Origin of the sequence: Paucidesulfovibrio gracilis DSM 16080 (genome assembly GCF_900167125.1) — a bacterium.
Lineage (GTDB): Bacteria > Desulfobacterota > Desulfovibrionia > Desulfovibrionales > Desulfovibrionaceae > Paucidesulfovibrio > Paucidesulfovibrio gracilis.
This window is the reverse complement of sequence record NZ_FUYC01000006.1, coordinates 73,578-91,594: the sequence shown is the minus strand read 5'-3', so window position 1 is coordinate 91,594 and position 18,017 is coordinate 73,578. Positions and strand designations below refer to the sequence as shown.

Below are 18,017 nucleotides of genomic sequence, written 5' to 3'. Positions count from 1 at the left end.
AGGCTCCATGGATTTGTTGCGCTTTTTCCGCCGTTCCCTGGGACTCAAGGTCATGTTCCTTACTTCGGCCCTGATCCTTACGGCCTTTATTGGTTTGTTCGTCTACAATTCCTTTTGGGAATACGACATGATCGTGGACGACGTGCACCAAACCGCGGCCAAGACCTCGGACCTGCTTCAGCTCGGCATTGAAAAGCCCATGGCCCGAGGGGACAACCAAGGCACCATGGACCAGTTTGCGGCGCTGGGTTCACGGTACGACGACATCCGGGTGCACATGTATGACTACCGTGGTGAAATCGCCTACTCCACCAATGCCGACGTGGTGCGCCAGAGCATCTTCGACGTGGAAAACCACGACGGACTGGCCGCACTGGTACGCAAAAGCCTGGATATGGACACGGAAGAGGGCAAGCTGATCAAGATGCACGGGGAGCGGCTATTCGTGCAGATCAACACCGTGCAAAACGCGCCCGAATGTCACCATTGCCACGGACGGAGCCGGCAAATCCTCGGGGGCATGGTGGTGGCGCAAAACGTGGACGCGCAATTCGCCAACCTGCGAAAAAATCAGGTCCGCGCCGCAGGTATTTCCCTGCTCGGCGGAATCGGCCTGATCACCATTTTATTGCTCTTCATTAAATATGGCGTGGTGCGAAAGATTCAAGACATCGCTCTGGCCACGGAGCAAGTCAGTCAAGGAAACCTGGACGCTGAATTCCACGTTTCCGGACACGACGAGCTGGGCAGACTCGGCAATGACCTTTCCGAGATGGTCCAGCAGATCAAGGACCAACTCCAATACAACCGCAGCGTGCTCTCCGGCATCATCGTCCCCATGTTCGTTACGGACAGGGACACGCGGCTCGAATACGTGAACGAACCCTTGCGGGCCATTCTCGGCAAGGAGGACAGCGAGATACTGGGCCGGACGGTTTCCGACATCTTCTATGGCAACGAGCAAGCGGCCACGACCCCGGAAGTCATCGAATCCGGCCAGAGCGCCAGCGGGAACCTGCGCTTCAAGCGTGGGGATGGCGTGGAGTTCCCCCTGCATTTCGAGGTGTCGCCCCTGCGCGACGCCAATGAGCAGGTTGTGGGCGCCCTTGGCGTGCTCATCGACCTGACGCAGGAAGAACGCGACCGGCGCGACATTGAGCAGCAGCAAGCCGCGTTGCTCCAGGTTGCCAATGAGGTGACGGGGACGGCCATGTCCCTGAAAAAAGCTTCGGATGAACTGCTGGGCCAGATGGACAACCTCACTACGGGCGTGGACTCCACAGCGGATCAGACCGGCCGCGTGGCCACAGCCATGGAGGAAATGAACTCCACGGTGCTGGAAGTGGCGCGCAATGCCTCGGAAACCGCCGAAGCCGCCGAGCGTGCCAACAAGGTGGCCCAGGACGGTGGCGGCGTGGTGCAGAACACGGTCCAGGAAATCAACGGCGTAGCCCACACAACTCAGGAAACCGCCGAAACCTTGCAGGAACTGACCCAACGCGCCCAAAACATCGGGCAGGTCATGGCCGTGATCAACGACATCGCGGATCAGACCAACCTGCTGGCCCTAAACGCTGCCATTGAAGCGGCCCGGGCCGGGGATGCGGGACGCGGATTCGCGGTCGTGGCCGACGAGGTGCGCAAGCTGGCGGAAAAAACCATGCACGCCACCAAGGAGGTGGAGGACGCCGTTGCCCTGATTCAGGAGTCCACGGCTGATGTGGTCAAAGAAATGGGCAACAACCAGGGCCGCGTGGTGCGGACCTCGGAAATGGCCGAAGAAGCCGGACAGGTGCTTGGCGAGGTGGTCAGCCAGTCCGACCTGATTGCGGACATGGTTCGCAATATCGCCACCGCCGCGGAAGAACAATCCGCCACAAGCGATGAAATAAACAACAATGTGAATGAAATAAGCAACCTTTCCCAAAGTGTCTCCACTGGCATTCAGGAGGCCAATGCCCGCATCAGCGAAGTGGCGGACATGGCCACGCAACTGACGGAAATGGTGGCTGCGTTTCGAAAATAGCCTCGCGCTATGCACAAACGCCCCGGATCAGCCCCTGCTGCCCCGGGGCGTTTTCTTTTGTCAAAGGCGGTGGACCCAGGGACAACGCGGTTTTTTCGGCACGTAACGCTGCCATTCCTTGACAGCGTTTCAAAAGAATATTAGGAATTATTCCCACAAAAGATGAGAGGTACGAATATGGAAGAACAAACCCGTTTCCGGCTGTCCAAACAGCGGAAAGTAATCCTTGAGGAATTGCGGAAGGTCACCACCCATCCCACCGCGGATGAAGTTTATGATATGGTCCGAAAGATCATGCCGCGCATCAGCCTGGGTACCGTATACCGCAATCTTGAATTTCTCTGCTCCCAGGGTCTGGCCCGCAAAGTAGGCCCGGCAGGAGCGCAAAAACGGTTCGACGGCAACGCCACGCCGCACGCGCACATCCGATGCCGGGTCTGCCACCGTGTGGCCGACGTGCCCGTGCACCTGGAAGCGCCCATGCTCGCCCCGGAGGACTGCATGGGCTTCGAGATCGAGGAGTGCAATATCGAATTCGAGGGCATTTGCCCGGACTGCCAACGGAAAACCTGCTGATTTTCACTCTCTTCCGGTTTCGTATCGCTCGCTGATATGCTATAGAGATCACTCTGTCCGCCTCATGAATACAAGGAGTCTGTATATGTCCATCAAAGGAACCCGCACTGAAAAGAACCTGCTGACCGCGTTCGCCGGTGAATCCCAGGCACGCAACCGCTACACCTACTACGCCAGCGTGGCCAAAAAAGAAGGCTTCGTTCAGATTTCCCACATCTTTGAGGAAACCGCCGGCCATGAAAAGGAACACGCCAAACGGCTGTACAAGTTCCTGGAAGGCGGCGAAGCGGAGATCACGGCCTCCTTCCCCGCTGGAATCATCGGTTCCACCCTGGAGAACCTCAAGGAAGCCGCGGAAGGCGAAAAGCACGAACACTCCAGCATGTATCCGGAGTTCGCCAAGATTGCGCGTGAGGAAGGATTCAAGCAGATCGGCGACGTGTTTGAAAACATCGGCAAGGCCGAAGTCTACCACGAGGAGCGCTATCGCGCCCTGATCGCCAACATTGAAAACGACCGCGTGTTCAAAAAAGACGAACCCACGGTCTGGCGGTGTCGCAACTGTGGTTACAACCACACCGGTCCCTCGGCCCCGGGCCGTTGCCCGGCCTGCGACCATCCCCAGGCCCATTTTGAGGTCAAGGCGACCAACTGGTAAACAAACGAAAGGAGCTATCCAATGGGTATCCAACTCGGTGAAGTGTACAAATGTGAAGTCTGCGGCAACATGGTCATCGCCATTCATGAAGGCGAAGGCGACCTGGTCTGCTGTGGCGAGAACATGAAGCTCATGACCGAAAACACCGTGGACGCGGCCAAGGAAAAGCATGTCCCGGTAATTGAAAAGGATGGCGACAAGGTGGTGGTCAAGGTCGGTAGCGTCCCCCACCCCATGGAGGAGAAGCACTGGATCGAATGGATCGAGCTGCAGGTGGGTGATGTGGTGCTGACCAAGATGCTCAAGCCCGGGGACACGCCCGAGGCCGAGTTCTGCATCTGCGGTCTTTCCGGACCGCTCAAGGCCCGGGAGTACTGCAACATCCACGGTCTCTGGGCCGCCACCAAGTAACAGCAAACCAAACCACGCGGAACCGGCGCTCCTGTCGGTTCCGCGTTCTTTCTATTTTTTGCATGCCTCCCTTGACAAACCCGGTAGACCGGGACATTTTTTTATCTCCTTAAAAAAACTGTTTGACGAACAGGAGCACATACCATGCGTTATGTTTGTGAAATTTGCGGCTATGTCTACGACCCGGAAACTGGCGACCCGGATAGCGACATCCAGCCCGGGACCAAATTTGAAGACTTGCCCGATGATTGGACCTGCCCCATCTGCGGCGCATCCAAGGACGAGTTCTCGCCCGTGGAATAATCTTTCGGCCCAAGCGCATTGACCCGCCGCCGGCGGCTGGGCTTGGTGCAGGGCAACAACGCCGTCATGCAGACTGTTCCATGCAACACAGCAGGGCGCGCCAAGCACTACACCACTGCGCACCGCCTTCGCGTACCGGAAAGAGACCGGCACGTTAGCGGGGGCTACCTGAAACACCAATGCGCCACAGCCTGTGAGGAGCGGTCCACAAGGCCGGCTCCTTTTTTCATCCCATCCCCAACATCCGGAGTATATGCATGAAGCCCGTTGAATTGAAAAAAGATATTTACTGGGTCGGAATTGTAGACTGGAACAAGCGGAATTTCCACGGATATTCCCGCTCCCCCCTGGGAACCACCTACAACAACTTCCTGATCAAAGACGAAAAAACCACCCTCATCGACACGGTGGAGCGCGAATTTCTGGATGAGCTGCTCTGCAACCTGACCCAGGTGCTGGGCAAGGACGGCAAGATCGACTACGTGGTGGTCAACCATCTGGAACCGGACCACGCGGGTTGCCTCAAGGAAATCGTGGACCGCTACCACCCGGAAAAAATCATCACCTCGCCCATGGGTGAAAAATCCATGAAGGCGCACTTTCACTACACGGACTGGCCCGTTGAAGTGGTACCCACGGGTTCGGAAATCTCCATCGGCAAGCATACCCTGCAGTTCATCGAAACCCGCATGCTGCACTGGCCTGATTCCATGCTCACCTACGTTCCCGAAGCCAAGATCGCGTTTTCCAATGACGCGTTCGGTCAGAACTGGGCCACCAGCGAACGATTCGCCGACGAGGTGGACCGTCCTACCCTGGAAAAACGCATGGCTGAATACTACGCCAACATCGTGCTGCCCTACTCCCCGGTGGTGCAAAAGACCCTGGCTTCCCTGGCCGAAATGGAGCTGGATATCGACATGCTCTGCCCGGACCACGGCCTGCTCTTCCGCGGAGAGGACGTGATCTTCGCCACGGACAAATACATGGAGTTCGCCCGCCAGGAGCCGAAAAACAAGGCCGTGCTCGTGTATGACACCATGTGGCATTCCACGGAAAAGCTGGCCAAGGCCATTGCCACGGGGCTGGTGGAAGAAGGCGTGAGCGTGCGGCTCATGGACGTGAAGCACAATCACCACAGCGAAGTCATGACCGAGGTGTTCGAGGCGGCGGCCGTACTGGTCGGCTCCCCCACGCACAACAACGGCATCCTGCCGGGTATGGCCAACATGCTGACCTACATGAAGGGACTGCGCCCGCAGAACAAGATCGGCGCGGCGTTCGGCTCCTTTGGCTGGAGCGGTGAGTGCGTTAAACAGCTCACTCAATGGCTCAAGGATATGAACTTTGAAATCGTGGATCCGGCTTCCGTGAAGGTCAAGCACATCCCCACGCATGAAACCTACAGCGACTGCTTTGAACTGGGCCGCACCGTGGGCCGGGCCATCAAAGCCAAAATCGGCGGCTAACCAGCTGCCTGTCTGACCATCTAAGGTGGTCCGGCCGCAAGGCCGGGCCGTCTTTTTTTGCGCAACACCCGCCGCTGCGAACGCCTAAAAAAACGCCCCCCACATGCAGGCCATGGGAGGGCTTTTTTCTATCCTACGCGGACACAGCAAAACAGGACGCGTCCAGACGCGCCCCAATGCACACTGTCCGCATCGCCGTATAGTTCAGCGGGGTATCAGCGCCAGGCACCGTTTTTGAACTGGAAAATCTCGGAAAAGGCTCGGGCGGTCCCGGCCACGGGGATGAATTCCCCGGCGCGGCACTCCTGCTTGGTCGTGCCCACGGCTTCGTACACGGTGTCCTGATAACGCAGAATACCGCAATAATGCCCGGGCTGGGACGGAGACTCGCGCACCACGCTGCTGCGTTTTTCAATGCGGTGGTAGCGGGCGCGTACCGTGTCGCCATCCTGGATAAAGCGCATTTTATTGTACCCGTTGGAGTGGCTGCGGTTCAGGCGGGCCACCCAGGTATCGGAAAAGCGCGCAAAATCCGAATGCATGCGGAGCTGTTCCTCCTCCTTTTTCTGGAGGGCCGCAAGCTCCTCGGGAGAAGGCTCCGGCTCGGCGGTTTCCGTGGCGGTTTCGGTAACGGTCTCCGTCACGCTCTGCGCATCGGAAACGCTTTGTTCCTGGGCCGCGACCATCCGGCCCATTCCCAGGGACATGGTCAAAACACAGACGATGATCAGGCTGTTCAGGCGCATTGCGATCCGTGTGGTTTTGAGGTTGCGGGGGGATGCGGGCAGTACTCCGGCAACAGGAGGCTCCCGGCATGGTTCCGGGGACTTGGGGACGGGCGATCCGCACCAGGTTCCCAAGCTCTTTGACGTATGCTGCCTTTTTTACAACAACTTCTACTGGTTGCTGAACCAGAAAAACATTCTGCCCCAGAGTCAAACAGGGTCCGGGAAACGGTTCGCCCGCCTCCCGGACCCTTTCACGGCCAATTAGCATTGAACGTGGCGTGTCGCAACTTTATTTGCTGCGGATCTCCACGCGGCGGTTCTGATAGCGGCCTTCGTCGGTGCTGTTGTCAAACTTGACGGATTCGCCCTTACCAACCGGCTCCAGGCGGCTGGAGTTGATGCCGTTGCCGGTCAGCCACTGGGTGACGGAGTCGGCGCGGCGCTTGGACAGTCCCATGTTGTAGGCGTCGGTACCGATGGAGTCGGTCCAGCCTTCCACCACGTAATCCATGTCCGGCTTTTCCTGCAACAGGATGAGCGCCTGCTCCAGGATGGGAACCATGTCTTCCTTGATGTTGGACTTGTCAAAGTCGAAGTTCAGGCGGAACACGATGGTCTCGTCCACGGGCTGCGGCTCGGCGGCCTCGGTGAAGAAGACGTCTTCCACGAACTTGTCCATGACTGCGGCGTCGGCCATGAGCGCTTCGCCGTCGGCAGGAACGGAGCAGGAATTCAACGCGCGGATTTCATCAATGATCATCCGGCCTTTTTCCGTGTCCGCGTAGCTGATCACATGGAAGCAGACCTTGCCGCCGTACTTGGCGTACAGCGCCTGGGCCTGGGCCACGGGATCGGCGCCGATGTTGGACGCGCCGTCCGTGACCATGATGACGGCGGTTTTGCCGTCCAGTCCGGCCAGCACGGAATCCAGGTCAATGAGACCGTTGCCCATGGGGGTCCGGCGCATGAAGACTTCATAGTCGGTATCCAGCCCGTTGATGGCCTGGCCGACTTCCGCGGTGCTGTAGGGCGCGGGCTGCGCATACCCGGCAAAGGGGGCAAAGGTGTAGACCGCGCCGCTGTATCCCAGCTCAGGGATGGCGTCGTTGAGTTTGCCCATCATGCCCTTGGCAAGGTCAATTTTCTTTGCGCCGCTGCCCATGTACTTTTGGGCCATGGACCCGGAGTGGTCCACAAAGAGAATGAAGTTATCCACCTTGGGGACTTTTTTGCCCGCAAAGGCGGCCGTGGAAAAGGCCATCATCAGGGCCAGGACCACAAGGCAGATGCCCAGGCCGCTGCGTTTCATGTTCACCATTGCATCGCTCCTTCGTTTTACTACGGATACAAAATAATAACCTGTTAAAATGGAAAAACGCTCATTCTCAACGTAGCGGATTCACAGGGTTGAAGCAAGATGATTGCACCGACAAATGCATAGTTTTACGAAAACCGGGAATTCCCCCTAGGAGAAAGGAGGTCTGTTCGGTGTTCATCCGTGAATCCGATTCGGCCCGGAGTTGCGTCCCAGGGCGGAAACCAGTAAGAAAATGGCTCCGAAAGCGCGGCAGCGCCCTGCGCCGGGGAGCCGCCAAGAGTCAACACCAACGAGCAAGCACGAGGAGTGCCCATGTATATCGTCACCGGAGGCGCCGGGTTCATCGGCAGCGCCATGGTCTGGCAACTCAACCGCATGGGGGTGGACGACATCCTGGTGGTGGACAACCTCTCCACCACGGATAAATGGAAAAATCTGGTTGGACTGAAATACGCCGACTATCTGCACCGGGACGAATTTCACAAGTATCTCGTGCGCGAGCACGATCCCTTCCGTACGGACGGCGTGGTGCACATGGGCGCCTGCTCCTCCACCACGGAGCTGGACGCGGATTTCCTCATGGAAAATAACTACCGCTACACCCAGCTGCTCTGCCGCTTCTGCCTGAACCACGGAGCGCGGTTTGTGAACGCCTCGTCCGCGGCCACCTACGGTGACGGCACCCTGGGTTTTTCCGACGACCATGACGGCATTGAGGCGCTGCGGCCGCTGAACATGTACGGCTACTCCAAACAGCTTTTCGATCTCTGGGCCTTGCGCGCGGGCATTCTGGACCACATTGTTAGCCTGAAATTCTTCAATGTCTACGGTCCCAACGAATACCACAAAGACGACATGATGAGCGTGATCTGCAAAGCGCACAAGCAGATCGGCGAAACCGGCAAAATGAAGCTCTTCAAGTCCTACCGGGACGACTATCCACACGGGGGCCAAAAACGGGACTTCGTGTACGTCAAGGACTGCGTGAACCTGATGTGGTGGCTGCTGGAGCACCCGGACGCCAACGGCGTGTTCAACGTGGGCACGGGCGAGGCCCGCACCTGGGTGGCGCTGGCCACGGCGGTCTTCCAGGCCATGGACAAAGAGCCGGACATCGGCTTCATTGAAATGCCCGAGACCATCCGCGACAAGTATCAGTACTTTACCCAGGCCAATATCGACAAACTCCGGGCGGTTGGCTATGATACGCCCTTCACCTCCCTGGAGGACGGCGCCAAGGACTACGTAAAGAATTATCTGTCCACGGACGATCCATACCTTGTGAGCTGAAATGCCGGGGACCGGTCCCCTGCGGCGGCGCAGCGGCAGGGCCGTTGATTTTACACCGTATATCATTATACTAGCGGCAACGTCCGCCGTGAACGAGCGTCGAAAAATCCGAACCGAGGGTTTGCGTTGAAACGTCGTCTGGTCCCGATCCTGGTCTGCACCCTGGCGCTTTGCTGCCTGTTCGCCGGACAGCCTTGGCTGCTCTTCGGTCAAAAGCAGCCCATGTCCATGGAACGCCGCTATGCGTCGGACCGCGACCTGACCTTCAACGAAGCCCAGGAAAAGCCCGCCGAGGAAGGCCAGTGGACCTTCACCGCGGACCGCATCGCCGCCGAGCACGACAGCGGCTATGTGGAGGTGGAGGGCGACGCCACCTTTACCGACGGCACCAACACCCTGCGCGCCGACTTTGCCCGGTATTATCGCGAAACCGGCTGGCTTGTGTTGCGCGGCAATGTCCGGGCCATGTGGCAGGGCGATTTCCTCGAAGCCGAGGAAGCGGAATTTGATCTGAACAATCAGGAGGGCTGGCTCAAGGAAGGCAAAGTCTTCATGGTCAAGCCCCACCTGTATTTCGAATCCTCCTACATCCGCAAATACAGCGGTGCCAGCTATTCCTTCAAAGATGCCAAGGTCACGGCCTGTAGCGGGGAAAAGCCCGCATGGTCCGTACACACCGAAGAAGGGGACGTGACCCTGGACGGCTATGCCACACTCTGGCACACCACCTTCCGCGTGCGCGACACCCCCGTGGCCTACCTGCCCTACATGCGTCTGCCCACGGGCGGCGGCAAGCGGCAGAGCGGCTTTCTCATGCCCGAGGTGGGCAGCTCCGGAAAATTCGGCTTCCGCCTGAACCTCCCCTACTACTGGGCCGTGAACGAAGAAGTGGACATGACGTTCTACCAGAACATCATGAGCCGACGCGGCTACATGCAAGGGCTGGAACTGCGCCACGCGGACAACGCCTATACCAAGGGCTATTGGCGGTTCGACTGGCTCAATGACGCTGTGACCTACCGGCGCAACAACGCGGACGACGACCCCGTGGACGACGACGGACTGGCCCGCTCCAACAGCAACCGCTGGTGGTGGCGCAGCAAGTTCGACGGGTATCTCGGCACCCCGGCCTGGCGCGCCATGGTGGACGTGGATGTGGTTTCGGATCAGGATTACCTGCGTGAATTCCGCGACGGGTATAACGGGTATCAGGCCAGCCGCGACGAAATGCTGGAAGAATTCGGACGCGACATCAACGAGGCCGACGCCGACACCCGCACCAGCACGGCCATGCTCACCCGCGACTTCCAGTCCTTCGGCATGGCCGGCAAGCTCGAATACAATCAAAATCCCGCCTACATGAACGGCAACAACGACGACGGCGAGGATCCCTCGCTCCAGCGTCTGCCCGAAGTGGACATGTACGCCTTTAAGGACGACATCCCGGGGACGCCGCTGGAGTTCGAGGCGGAAGCCCAATACGGCTACTACCACCGCAACAGAGGGTCCACGGGCCACCGTCTGGACATGCGCCCCACCCTGAGCCTGCCCGTGCACACCGACGCCCTGACCATGATCCCCTATGTGGGAGCGCGCGGCACGGTCTATTCCATGACCGAGCGGGAGGAAGGCGAAGACGTGATCCTGGCCGACGGCAGCGTGGAACGCGCCTCGGAAGTGGAGGCGGATACGCCCGTGAACCTGGGCATGGAGGCTGGGGTCTCGCTTTTCTCCGAGGTCTACCGTACCTACAGCCTGAACGCCCCGGCCCTGGCAGCCTCGTCGGAACAGGTGGGAACCGAACGCTGGACCGACATCAAACACAGCATCGTGCCGCGCCTGGATTACTCCTATGTGCCGCGCAAGACCGGCCAATCCGACCTGCCCTACTACGACGAGCGCGACCGCATCATCGGGGAAGATCTGGTCACCTTCTCCCTGACCAACGCCTTTGACCGCAAACGCGAATACGTGACCCTTGGCCCGGACGGGGAAACGCCCCTCATCGCCACGGATTACCTCGACTTCGCCCGGGTGCGCGTCGCCCAGAGCTACGACCGGCTTGAGGCCACCCGCAAGGATGACCTGGACCGCTACGAACGCCGCCCGTTCTCGGACCTCATGGCGGAAATATCCCTCTCGCCCCTGGCAGGCTGGAGCCTCAGCTCCAAAACCTGGTACTCGCCCTACCTTTCCACCCTCACCGAGCATGAACACACCCTGCGCTACACCCGCGAGGGCGTGGGCGACTTTTTCGTTTCCTACGATCTGCTCCAGGAAATCGACGAGTACAAACGCCGCCGGGACGAAAACATGCAGGTGCTGCACCTGGGCGGCAACCTCTACGTGATGCAGAACCTGCTCCTGGGTCTGGAATACCGCACGGATCTGGAACGCGGCACGGATCTGGAACGAACCGTCAGCCTGACCTGGATGGGCGAATGCTACGACGTGGGCGTGCGCTTTTCCCAAACCGACGACGACACCTCCGTGGGTCTGAACTTCAACATCCTGAAATTCTGATATGCCTGAACGACGCCCCATACGCGTCCTGCCCCCGGCCCTGATGCATCAGATCGCGGCCGGTGAGGTGGTGGAACGCCCGGCCAGTGTGGTCAAGGAACTGGTGGAAAACAGTCTGGACGCCGGAGCCACGCACATCGCCATCCATATCGACGGCGGGGGAGTCCGGCGCATCGCGGTCCGCGACAATGGCCACGGCATTGTCCCCGAGGAACTGGAACTGGCCGTGACCCGGCACGCCACCAGCAAAATCGCGGTGCTCAACGATCTGGAAAAGGTGAACTCCTTCGGATTTCGGGGGGAAGCCCTGCCCAGCATCGCGTCTGTTTCCCTGTTTCGCATGGCCTCCCGCGCCCAGGATCAGGACATGGGCTGGAAAGTGCATGTGGATCACGGCGAGATGTGCGAGTCCGGCCCGGATCCCCTGGACCGCGGCACCATGGTGGAGGTACGCGACCTGTTTTCCAACGTGCCGGCGCGCCGTAAATTTCTCAAGACCGAACCCACGGAAAACAAACGCTGCCAGGACGCGATCCTGCGCATGGCCCTGGCCCGCACCGACGTACGCTTTACGCTCACGGTGAATGGCCGGGAAACCATGAACCTGCCGGAAAACCAATCCCTGCGGGACCGGTTGGCCGCGTTCTGGCCTCCGGCCATCATGGACGGCGTGGCCGAAGTGGACGCGGAGCGACACGGCATCCGGGTTCACGGCCTGGTGGGAGCGCCCCGCACGGCCCAAGGCCGGGGCGACCGCATCCTGCTCTGGGTCCGCAACCGCCCGGTGCAGGACAAATTGCTGCTCACGGCCCTGCGTCAGGCCTATTCGGGACGCCTGCTGTCCAAGGAATATCCCCAGGCCGCCCTGTTTGTGGAGCTGCCCCCGGAAATGGTGGACGTGAACGTACACCCCGCCAAGCTGGAGGTCCGTTTTTCGGACGAATCCTCGGTCTTCTCGGCCGTGCGTTCGGCCGTACTTTCCGCCCTGGACCGGGGCGGAGTACTGGCTCACCCCCGCCGTGCCACACCCGACCCTGCGCACCAGACCATGCCGGATCCCGCATCGGAAACACGATTTCGGGAACCCCCGGCTCCCAGCTTCGGCAGGGACCGCTCCAAATTTCCCAGCTATGCGGAATATCGACGCGGTCCCGGGGAACTGCCCCTTACGCCGCCGGATCCCGCGTCCTTGTCCCGGCAATCGGAGCATGACCGCGTTTCGCCACCTGACGGCGAACCGCTCCCCGCATCCCCGGTTCCCGCGTTCGCGTCTCCCGAGATCCAACAACCGCGCCAAGCCCCGGAGGTGGGCGGCTACCGCTACCTGGGCCAGGTCTCGGACACCTATCTAGTGCTCTCGCGGGGCGCGGACCTCTTCCTTGTGGACCAGCATGCGGCTCATGAACGGGTCTTGCTGCACAATATGCGCCGCCAGCGCACCCGGGGCGATTCTCAACCACTGGCCCTGCCCCTGGAACTGCCGCTGCACCCGTCCGAAGCCCAGGAACTGGACCGCCTCTGGAACGATCTGCGCGCCGCGGGCTTTCGCCTGAGCCATGCCCGGCCCGACCTGCTGCACGTGGAAGGCATCCCTCCCACGCTCGACAGCGCCAAGGCAAAGGAGTACCTTCGCTCCGCCCTGGATTCCGGCGCAAGTGGACTGGAAGAATTGTGGACCATGCTTTCCTGCAAGTCCGCCATCAAGGCCGGACAACCCCTGGCCACGGACGAAGCCCTGGCTCTGCTCGAATCCTGGCTGGTCTGCCCGGAGCGGGAATATTGCCCGCACGGACGCCCCACCGTGCTGCGCTGGACACCCCAGGAATTGGAAAAACTGTTCAAACGGAAGTGATCCCCATGGCCATCCCGTACAACAAGCTTCGCGTCCAGGTAGATCTGAATGCCATCCGCCACAATTACCGGCAACTCAGCACCGGCTCGGGCAACACCTTTGCCGTGGTCAAGGCCGATGCCTACGGACACGGATTGATTCCCGTGGCCCGCGCCCTGGCCGAGGAAGGAGCCGACACCTTTGCCGTGGGCACCGTGGGCGAGGCCGTGCACCTGCGCGAAAGCGGCTGCACCGGACGCATTCTCTCCCTGCTTGGTCCCGTGGATTCGGATGATTACGCGGCCCTGGCACCCCAACGGATCATCCCCTTTGTGGGCAATTGGGAGCAGCTGGTCCGGCTCAAGGAAACCGCGGCCCAAAACGCCACACCGGAAAGCCCTCTGGAAATCAGCCTCAAGTTCGACACAGGCATGGCCCGGCTGGGATTCCACCTGGAGGACGTACCCCGGCTGCTTTCGGTGCTCACGGACGCGCCCGGGCTGAAACCGGTCATGGCCAGCTCACACCTGGCCACGGCGGACGAGCCGGACAACTGGGCCTTTGCCCGGGAGCAAGGCGACATTTTTCAAGCCGTGTTGGACGCGCTGCGCCACGGCGGGCTGGACGTGGAAGGCAACCTGGCCAATACCGCCGGGATCCTGGCCCACGGAACCCTGCATCACCAGGGCAGGCGGGCCGGTATCGGGCTGTACGGCTGCAACCCCTTTGCCGGAACCGAGCACGAATCCCTGGGCGCGGAACTGCGCCCGGCCATGGAGGTCACAGCCCCTGTGGTGGAGGTGCACCCCCTGGCCAAGGGACGCAGCGTGAGCTACGGCTGCACCTGGAAGGCGCCCCGAGACTGCGTGGTGGCCATTGTGGCCACGGGGTATGCGGATGCCTATTCCCGGGGCTTATCCAACCGCGGGTCCATGTGCCTGAATGGTACGCGGGTACCCATAGCGGGCCGGGTCTGCATGCAGCTCACGGCAGTGGACGTCACGGATCTGGCCGAGTCCGGCCATGGCGTCCAGGTGGGTGACCAAGTGCATCTTTTGGGTGGACGCGGACCGGGAAAAATCACCCCGGAAGAGCTGGCGGACTGGTGGGGAACCATCACGTACGAGGTCTTCTGTCTGCTCGGACTGAACCCCAAAGAATATCGGTAAGTGACCGTCGCCGCCCCGAGCGGCACGCCATCATAAACAACCATCCGCTCCGGGCCGCCCTTTTGGGCCGGGTACGGAACGCGGTCAAGGACAAAGGAGACTCCGTATGAGCTGGGTCGTTGCGGAAAGTTTTCCGCTGCATGAAATGGAACCCAACGGGTTGACCAAGGAAAATCTTCAGGGACGCTGGGAGGAAGTGGCTGACGACATGGCGCTGATCCCGGAACGCAACGTGCGCGTGGTGGAAGAAAACGGCATCGTGCGCGTGGAAGTCTCCGAGGAAATGTACGACTGCATGCGCGGCATGTAGACGCACCACAACACCTCATTCGCCCGAACATCCCGGAAGGACCGCTTTGCCTCGGTTTTTCCGGGATGCTTCGTATCCTTCCCTCGTTGTTTCAACGACTTGCCATTGTGCGGCCCGGCCAGGCCGACACATCGCCAATGCGCCGAAATACCTGGTTTATTCCAAAGAAATACGTCCATCCCGCCGCCATCTCATGAAAAAATATAACATGAGACAGCAAGAGTATCATTCCAAGACCTTGCCACTCTGCCGCTCCCGTGGCACTCTGGTGATAATCGCGCCATTGCCGCTTGTGTTCGCTAAAAAACCAAGGAGTCAACATGCGCAGTCAAACCAGAAAACAGGCATTGGTCATGTCCGCGATCCTGCTCTTTGCAGCGGGCATCCTCGCGGCGGCGGCCTCGGCCGGACAAGGTCCGGATCCGGTGCAGATCTGGTCGCACATCACGGAGACAAAACCCTACACCGAATGGGACGGCTGGCCCGACCATGAGGGCATGCAGCCCGGCAATTCCCCGCACGGGGTGCTGCACCGGGTCTATGTCAGCCCCCAGGCGGTGTCCGCAGAGGCCGCGCCTGTGCCTTACGGTTCCATGGTGGTCAAGGAAAATTACGACGCCGGCCAGACCCTCCAGGCACTGACCGTCATGTTCAAGGTCAAGGACTTTAATCCGGATTATGGAGACTGGTACTGGATCAAGTATTCCCCGGAAGGCGAAGTCCAGGCTTCCGGCAAGCCCGGAACCTGCGTTTCCTGCCACAGCGTGGTTTCGGACAACGACTACATTTTCCTGCACGTTTTTTAACCGGGAGCGGCCGTGCGCCGCTTCCCGCCCCGAACGGCCCGCAACCCGCCGGAACCCGGCGCGCTTGTGTCTAATCTCTGGCAAAAGGAACATCCATGCTTTGGTTCCATCCCATCTTCTCGGCCCTGGTTCTGCTGCTCGCCCTGTACGTCCTTGCGCTCGGCTGGGTACGTTTTCGCGTCAACCATCTCGGCGGTCGCGGGGTCTTTCCCTGGAAGCGGCACGTCCTGCTCGGCAAAGTCGTCTATGCCGCCTGGACCCTGTCCTTTCTCGGCGGGGCCGCCATGGTCCGCATCCACTGGCCCGCTTTTTTTCTCAAAGGCGCACACACCATGGGCGGATTCGTCATGCTCGCGCTCATGGGGATCGGTCTGGTAACGGGATTGATCATGGACCGCCAAAAGGCCAAACGCCGCGCATTGCCGCTGCTGCACGCCCTGGTCAATGTGCTGCTTCTGGCCACCGCAGGCTACCAGGCCTGGACCGGCTGGAACATCGTGCAAAAAGTGCTGCTGCACTGAGTGCGATCAAGCCTGCTTTTTGGCTCGGCTAGCGTGCCGCAATAGCTGACCAATTTTTTCTTCTTGCGTCGGCCATGGCCGGTGTTACAATTCGGTTACAATGATGTTACAGGCTTTCCCCGAACGGGAAAGTCCCGTATCAGCGGAGCACGCGTGGGTGTCTTCACCCTGCGTGCGACGTATTGCGTCGCGGCCCATGGTCCCGCGCCCCAAGGCGCCACGAACAACCCAAATCGGGCTTATTCTGTCGAAGACGACCCCATCAAGGAGTCCCCTTTGAAACCTCGCTCGGTCTTTACCCGGATGTTGCTCTGGGCTTGGGCGGTTCTTGCAGCGTCCCTGCTGGCCCTGTTCCTGGTCACCACCTTTCAGACACGCGACAGCATCGTGCTGGAGGCCGAAGAACGCGCCGCCAGGGAACTGGAAACCGTGAAATGGCTGCTGGTGCAACATGCGCCGTTTCCCGATACCAAATCATTCCATGACTGGAGCACGCAGCTGGGCCACCGCATGGGCCTGCGTCTGACCTTTGTTGCCGACGGCCAGGTGCTCGCCGATTCCATGGTGTCCTACGAGGAGCTGGACGCCCTGGAAGACCACTCCATGCGTCCGGAAATCCGGAAGGCCACGCCCAGCTCCATAGCCTCCAGCCGCCGGTACAGCGACACCCTGGACCGGGAAATGCTCTACGCCGCCACGGAATTACCCCCTGTGAGCGGACTGCCCAGGGGCGTTCTGCGTCTGGCCGTTCCCTTTTCCGAACTTCGCGGCCAGCTCGCCAGCGTCTTTGACCACGCCTTGTGGACCATGTCGTTGGCACTGGCTGCCAGCGGCATTCTCCTGCTCATGGGGACACGCAACGTGGGTCGGTCGGTCCACGCCTTTTCCGAAATGGCCAGGGACATTGGGAACGGTGATTTTTCCCAGCGCATCCGCGAGGTTCCCGGCCGTGAATTCCAGCCTTTGGCCGAAGCCATCAACGCCATGGCCCGCCGCATCGGCAGGCATGTGGACACCATCGAGGAGCAGGGCGGACGTCTGCGCGCCATGTTCCAGGGCATGGGCGAGGGCGTACTCGTGCTGGATCAGCGCGGACGCATCGACTCGTTCAACCGCGCCCTGGAGCGGCTCCTGCCCGAGGTGGCCAAAGCCCTGGCCAAAACGCCCCTGGAAGCCGGCCTGCCCCTGGAAGTGCAGGACGCTGTGGAGCGCATGCTCCATCAGGAACACGGCGCCACCGACGACACGGACACCCCGGGAGAACGGCTGCGCATTTTGCTGAATGATACTCGCCACTTGGCCGTGACCATTCTTTCCTTTACCGGACACCGGGGCGGACGCAAACTGATCCTGGTCTTCCGGGATGTGACCGCGGAAGTGGAGCATGAACACGCCCTGCGGGAATTCGTTGCCAATGCCTCGCACCAACTGCGCACGCCGCTCACCAGCATCAAGGGCTACGCAGAAACACTCATGGATGCTCCGCCCTCGGACCCCGAGGCAACGGCACGCTTTCTGGGCATCATCCAGCGCAACGCCGACCACATGGACGGCGTGCTCGCCAGCATGCTCAAACTGGCCCGCTCAGACCGCGCCGCCACCTCAAGCCGCAACACCAAGGTCAGCGCCCGAGAAATTCTAAGCGCAGCCATCACGGACATGGAACCGCGAGCCGATAGCGCCGGCATGCGCCTGTCCGTCCTGCTGCCCGAAGACGACATGATGGTGCATGCCGAATCCGAGGGACTGCTGCACGTCTTCCACAATCTGCTCGCCAACGCCGTGAACTACGGCCATTCCGGCGCGGATATCGAGGTCTCGGCCCGATCCCTTCCCGAAGGGTGGTCCTTTGCCGTGCGCGACCACGGTCCCGGCATTCCTGCCGGCCTGGAAGACAAGGTCTTTGAACGCTTTTTTCGTGGCGATCCAAACGCCATTGACGACCGGGGCGGCGCAGGCCTGGGATTGGCCATCTGCCGCCAAATCGTGGAAAATTATGGGGGCCGCATCCACGCGGAGCGCCCTGAAGACGGAAAGGGTGCCCGATTCGTCTTTACCTTACCGCACGCTTGACAAAC

General features: G+C 60.4%; 16 protein-coding genes. 14 read left to right on the top strand and 2 right to left on the bottom strand.

The features are described 5' to 3' along the window. The first annotated feature begins 7 nt into the window (after window positions 1-7). The 6 genes from B5D49_RS08375 to B5D49_RS08350 all read left to right on the top strand — a co-directional run bounded on the left by B5D49_RS08375 (window position 8) and on the right by B5D49_RS08350 (window position 5,443). Complete coding sequence (locus tag B5D49_RS08375) at window positions 8-2,026, top strand: methyl-accepting chemotaxis protein (protein WP_078717236.1); 2,019 nt, start codon at window positions 8-10, stop codon at window positions 2,024-2,026. A 177-nt stretch (window positions 2,027-2,203) separates the two neighbouring features. Next, entirely contained in the window at window positions 2,204-2,602 is a 399-nt protein-coding gene (locus B5D49_RS08370; RefSeq protein ID WP_078717235.1) for a Fur family transcriptional regulator, read from the top strand. 85 nt (window positions 2,603-2,687) lie between these two features. After that, window positions 2,688-3,260, top strand: coding sequence for a rubrerythrin (rbr, locus tag B5D49_RS08365; protein WP_078717234.1), 573 nt, complete (start codon window positions 2,688-2,690; stop codon window positions 3,258-3,260). A gap of 21 nt (window positions 3,261-3,281) precedes the next feature. Next, window positions 3,282-3,671: a desulfoferrodoxin gene (locus tag B5D49_RS08360; protein ID WP_078717233.1), complete on the top strand. Its 390-nt coding sequence runs from the start codon at window positions 3,282-3,284 to the stop codon at window positions 3,669-3,671. 144 nt (window positions 3,672-3,815) lie between these two features. Beyond that, the gene (gene rd, locus B5D49_RS08355) at window positions 3,816-3,974 is read left to right on the top strand and encodes a rubredoxin (RefSeq protein WP_078717232.1); all 159 of its coding nucleotides are present in this window, start codon (window positions 3,816-3,818) and stop codon (window positions 3,972-3,974) included. Between the two features lie 257 nt (window positions 3,975-4,231). Continuing rightward, the gene (locus tag B5D49_RS08350; RefSeq protein ID WP_078717231.1) at window positions 4,232-5,443 is read left to right on the top strand and encodes an FprA family A-type flavoprotein; all 1,212 of its coding nucleotides are present in this window, start codon (window positions 4,232-4,234) and stop codon (window positions 5,441-5,443) included. Between the two features lie 215 nt (window positions 5,444-5,658). On the opposite strand, the gene B5D49_RS08345 is transcribed toward B5D49_RS08350, so the two are convergent. Together B5D49_RS08345 and B5D49_RS08340 are read right to left on the bottom strand one after the other, a co-directional pair. Next, window positions 5,659-6,189 carry a hypothetical protein gene (locus tag B5D49_RS08345; protein WP_078717230.1) on the bottom strand — a complete coding sequence of 177 codons (531 nt, stop codon included), beginning with the start codon at window positions 6,187-6,189 and terminating at the stop codon, window positions 5,659-5,661. A 271-nt stretch (window positions 6,190-6,460) separates the two neighbouring features. Continuing rightward, window positions 6,461-7,489 (bottom strand): OmpA family protein, encoded by a 1,029-nt coding sequence (locus B5D49_RS08340; RefSeq protein ID WP_078717229.1) that lies wholly within the window; start codon window positions 7,487-7,489, stop codon window positions 6,461-6,463. A gap of 312 nt (window positions 7,490-7,801) precedes the next feature. Between B5D49_RS08340 and rfaD the strand changes: the two genes are divergently transcribed. From rfaD to B5D49_RS08300, 8 genes are all read left to right on the top strand, one after another. After that, window positions 7,802-8,779 (top strand): ADP-glyceromanno-heptose 6-epimerase, encoded by a 978-nt coding sequence (gene rfaD / locus B5D49_RS08335; protein WP_078717228.1) that lies wholly within the window; start codon window positions 7,802-7,804, stop codon window positions 8,777-8,779. A gap of 126 nt (window positions 8,780-8,905) precedes the next feature. After that, on the top strand, window positions 8,906-11,302 hold the full coding sequence (locus tag B5D49_RS08330; protein ID WP_144019325.1) for an LPS-assembly protein LptD: 2,397 nt from the start codon (window positions 8,906-8,908) through the stop codon (window positions 11,300-11,302). Between the two features lies 1 nt (window position 11,303). Beyond that, a complete protein-coding gene (mutL, locus tag B5D49_RS08325) occupies window positions 11,304-13,154 on the top strand; it encodes a DNA mismatch repair endonuclease MutL (protein ID WP_078717227.1) in 1,851 nt (616 codons plus the stop codon). Between the two features lie 5 nt (window positions 13,155-13,159). Beyond that, on the top strand, window positions 13,160-14,302 hold the full coding sequence (gene alr / locus B5D49_RS08320; RefSeq protein ID WP_078717226.1) for an alanine racemase: 1,143 nt from the start codon (window positions 13,160-13,162) through the stop codon (window positions 14,300-14,302). 106 nt (window positions 14,303-14,408) lie between these two features. Then, window positions 14,409-14,612 (top strand): hypothetical protein, encoded by a 204-nt coding sequence (locus B5D49_RS08315; RefSeq protein ID WP_078717225.1) that lies wholly within the window; start codon window positions 14,409-14,411, stop codon window positions 14,610-14,612. Window positions 14,613-14,932: 320 nt separating this feature from the next. Beyond that, complete coding sequence (locus B5D49_RS08310; protein ID WP_078717224.1) at window positions 14,933-15,418, top strand: cytochrome P460 family protein; 486 nt, start codon at window positions 14,933-14,935, stop codon at window positions 15,416-15,418. Window positions 15,419-15,513: 95 nt separating this feature from the next. Further along, a complete protein-coding gene (locus tag B5D49_RS08305; RefSeq protein ID WP_078717223.1) occupies window positions 15,514-15,939 on the top strand; it encodes a DUF4079 family protein in 426 nt (141 codons plus the stop codon). Between the two features lie 276 nt (window positions 15,940-16,215). Next, window positions 16,216-18,012 carry a HAMP domain-containing sensor histidine kinase gene (locus B5D49_RS08300; protein ID WP_144019322.1) on the top strand — a complete coding sequence of 599 codons (1,797 nt, stop codon included), beginning with the start codon at window positions 16,216-16,218 and terminating at the stop codon, window positions 18,010-18,012. The last annotated feature ends 5 nt before the right edge of the window (window positions 18,013-18,017 follow it).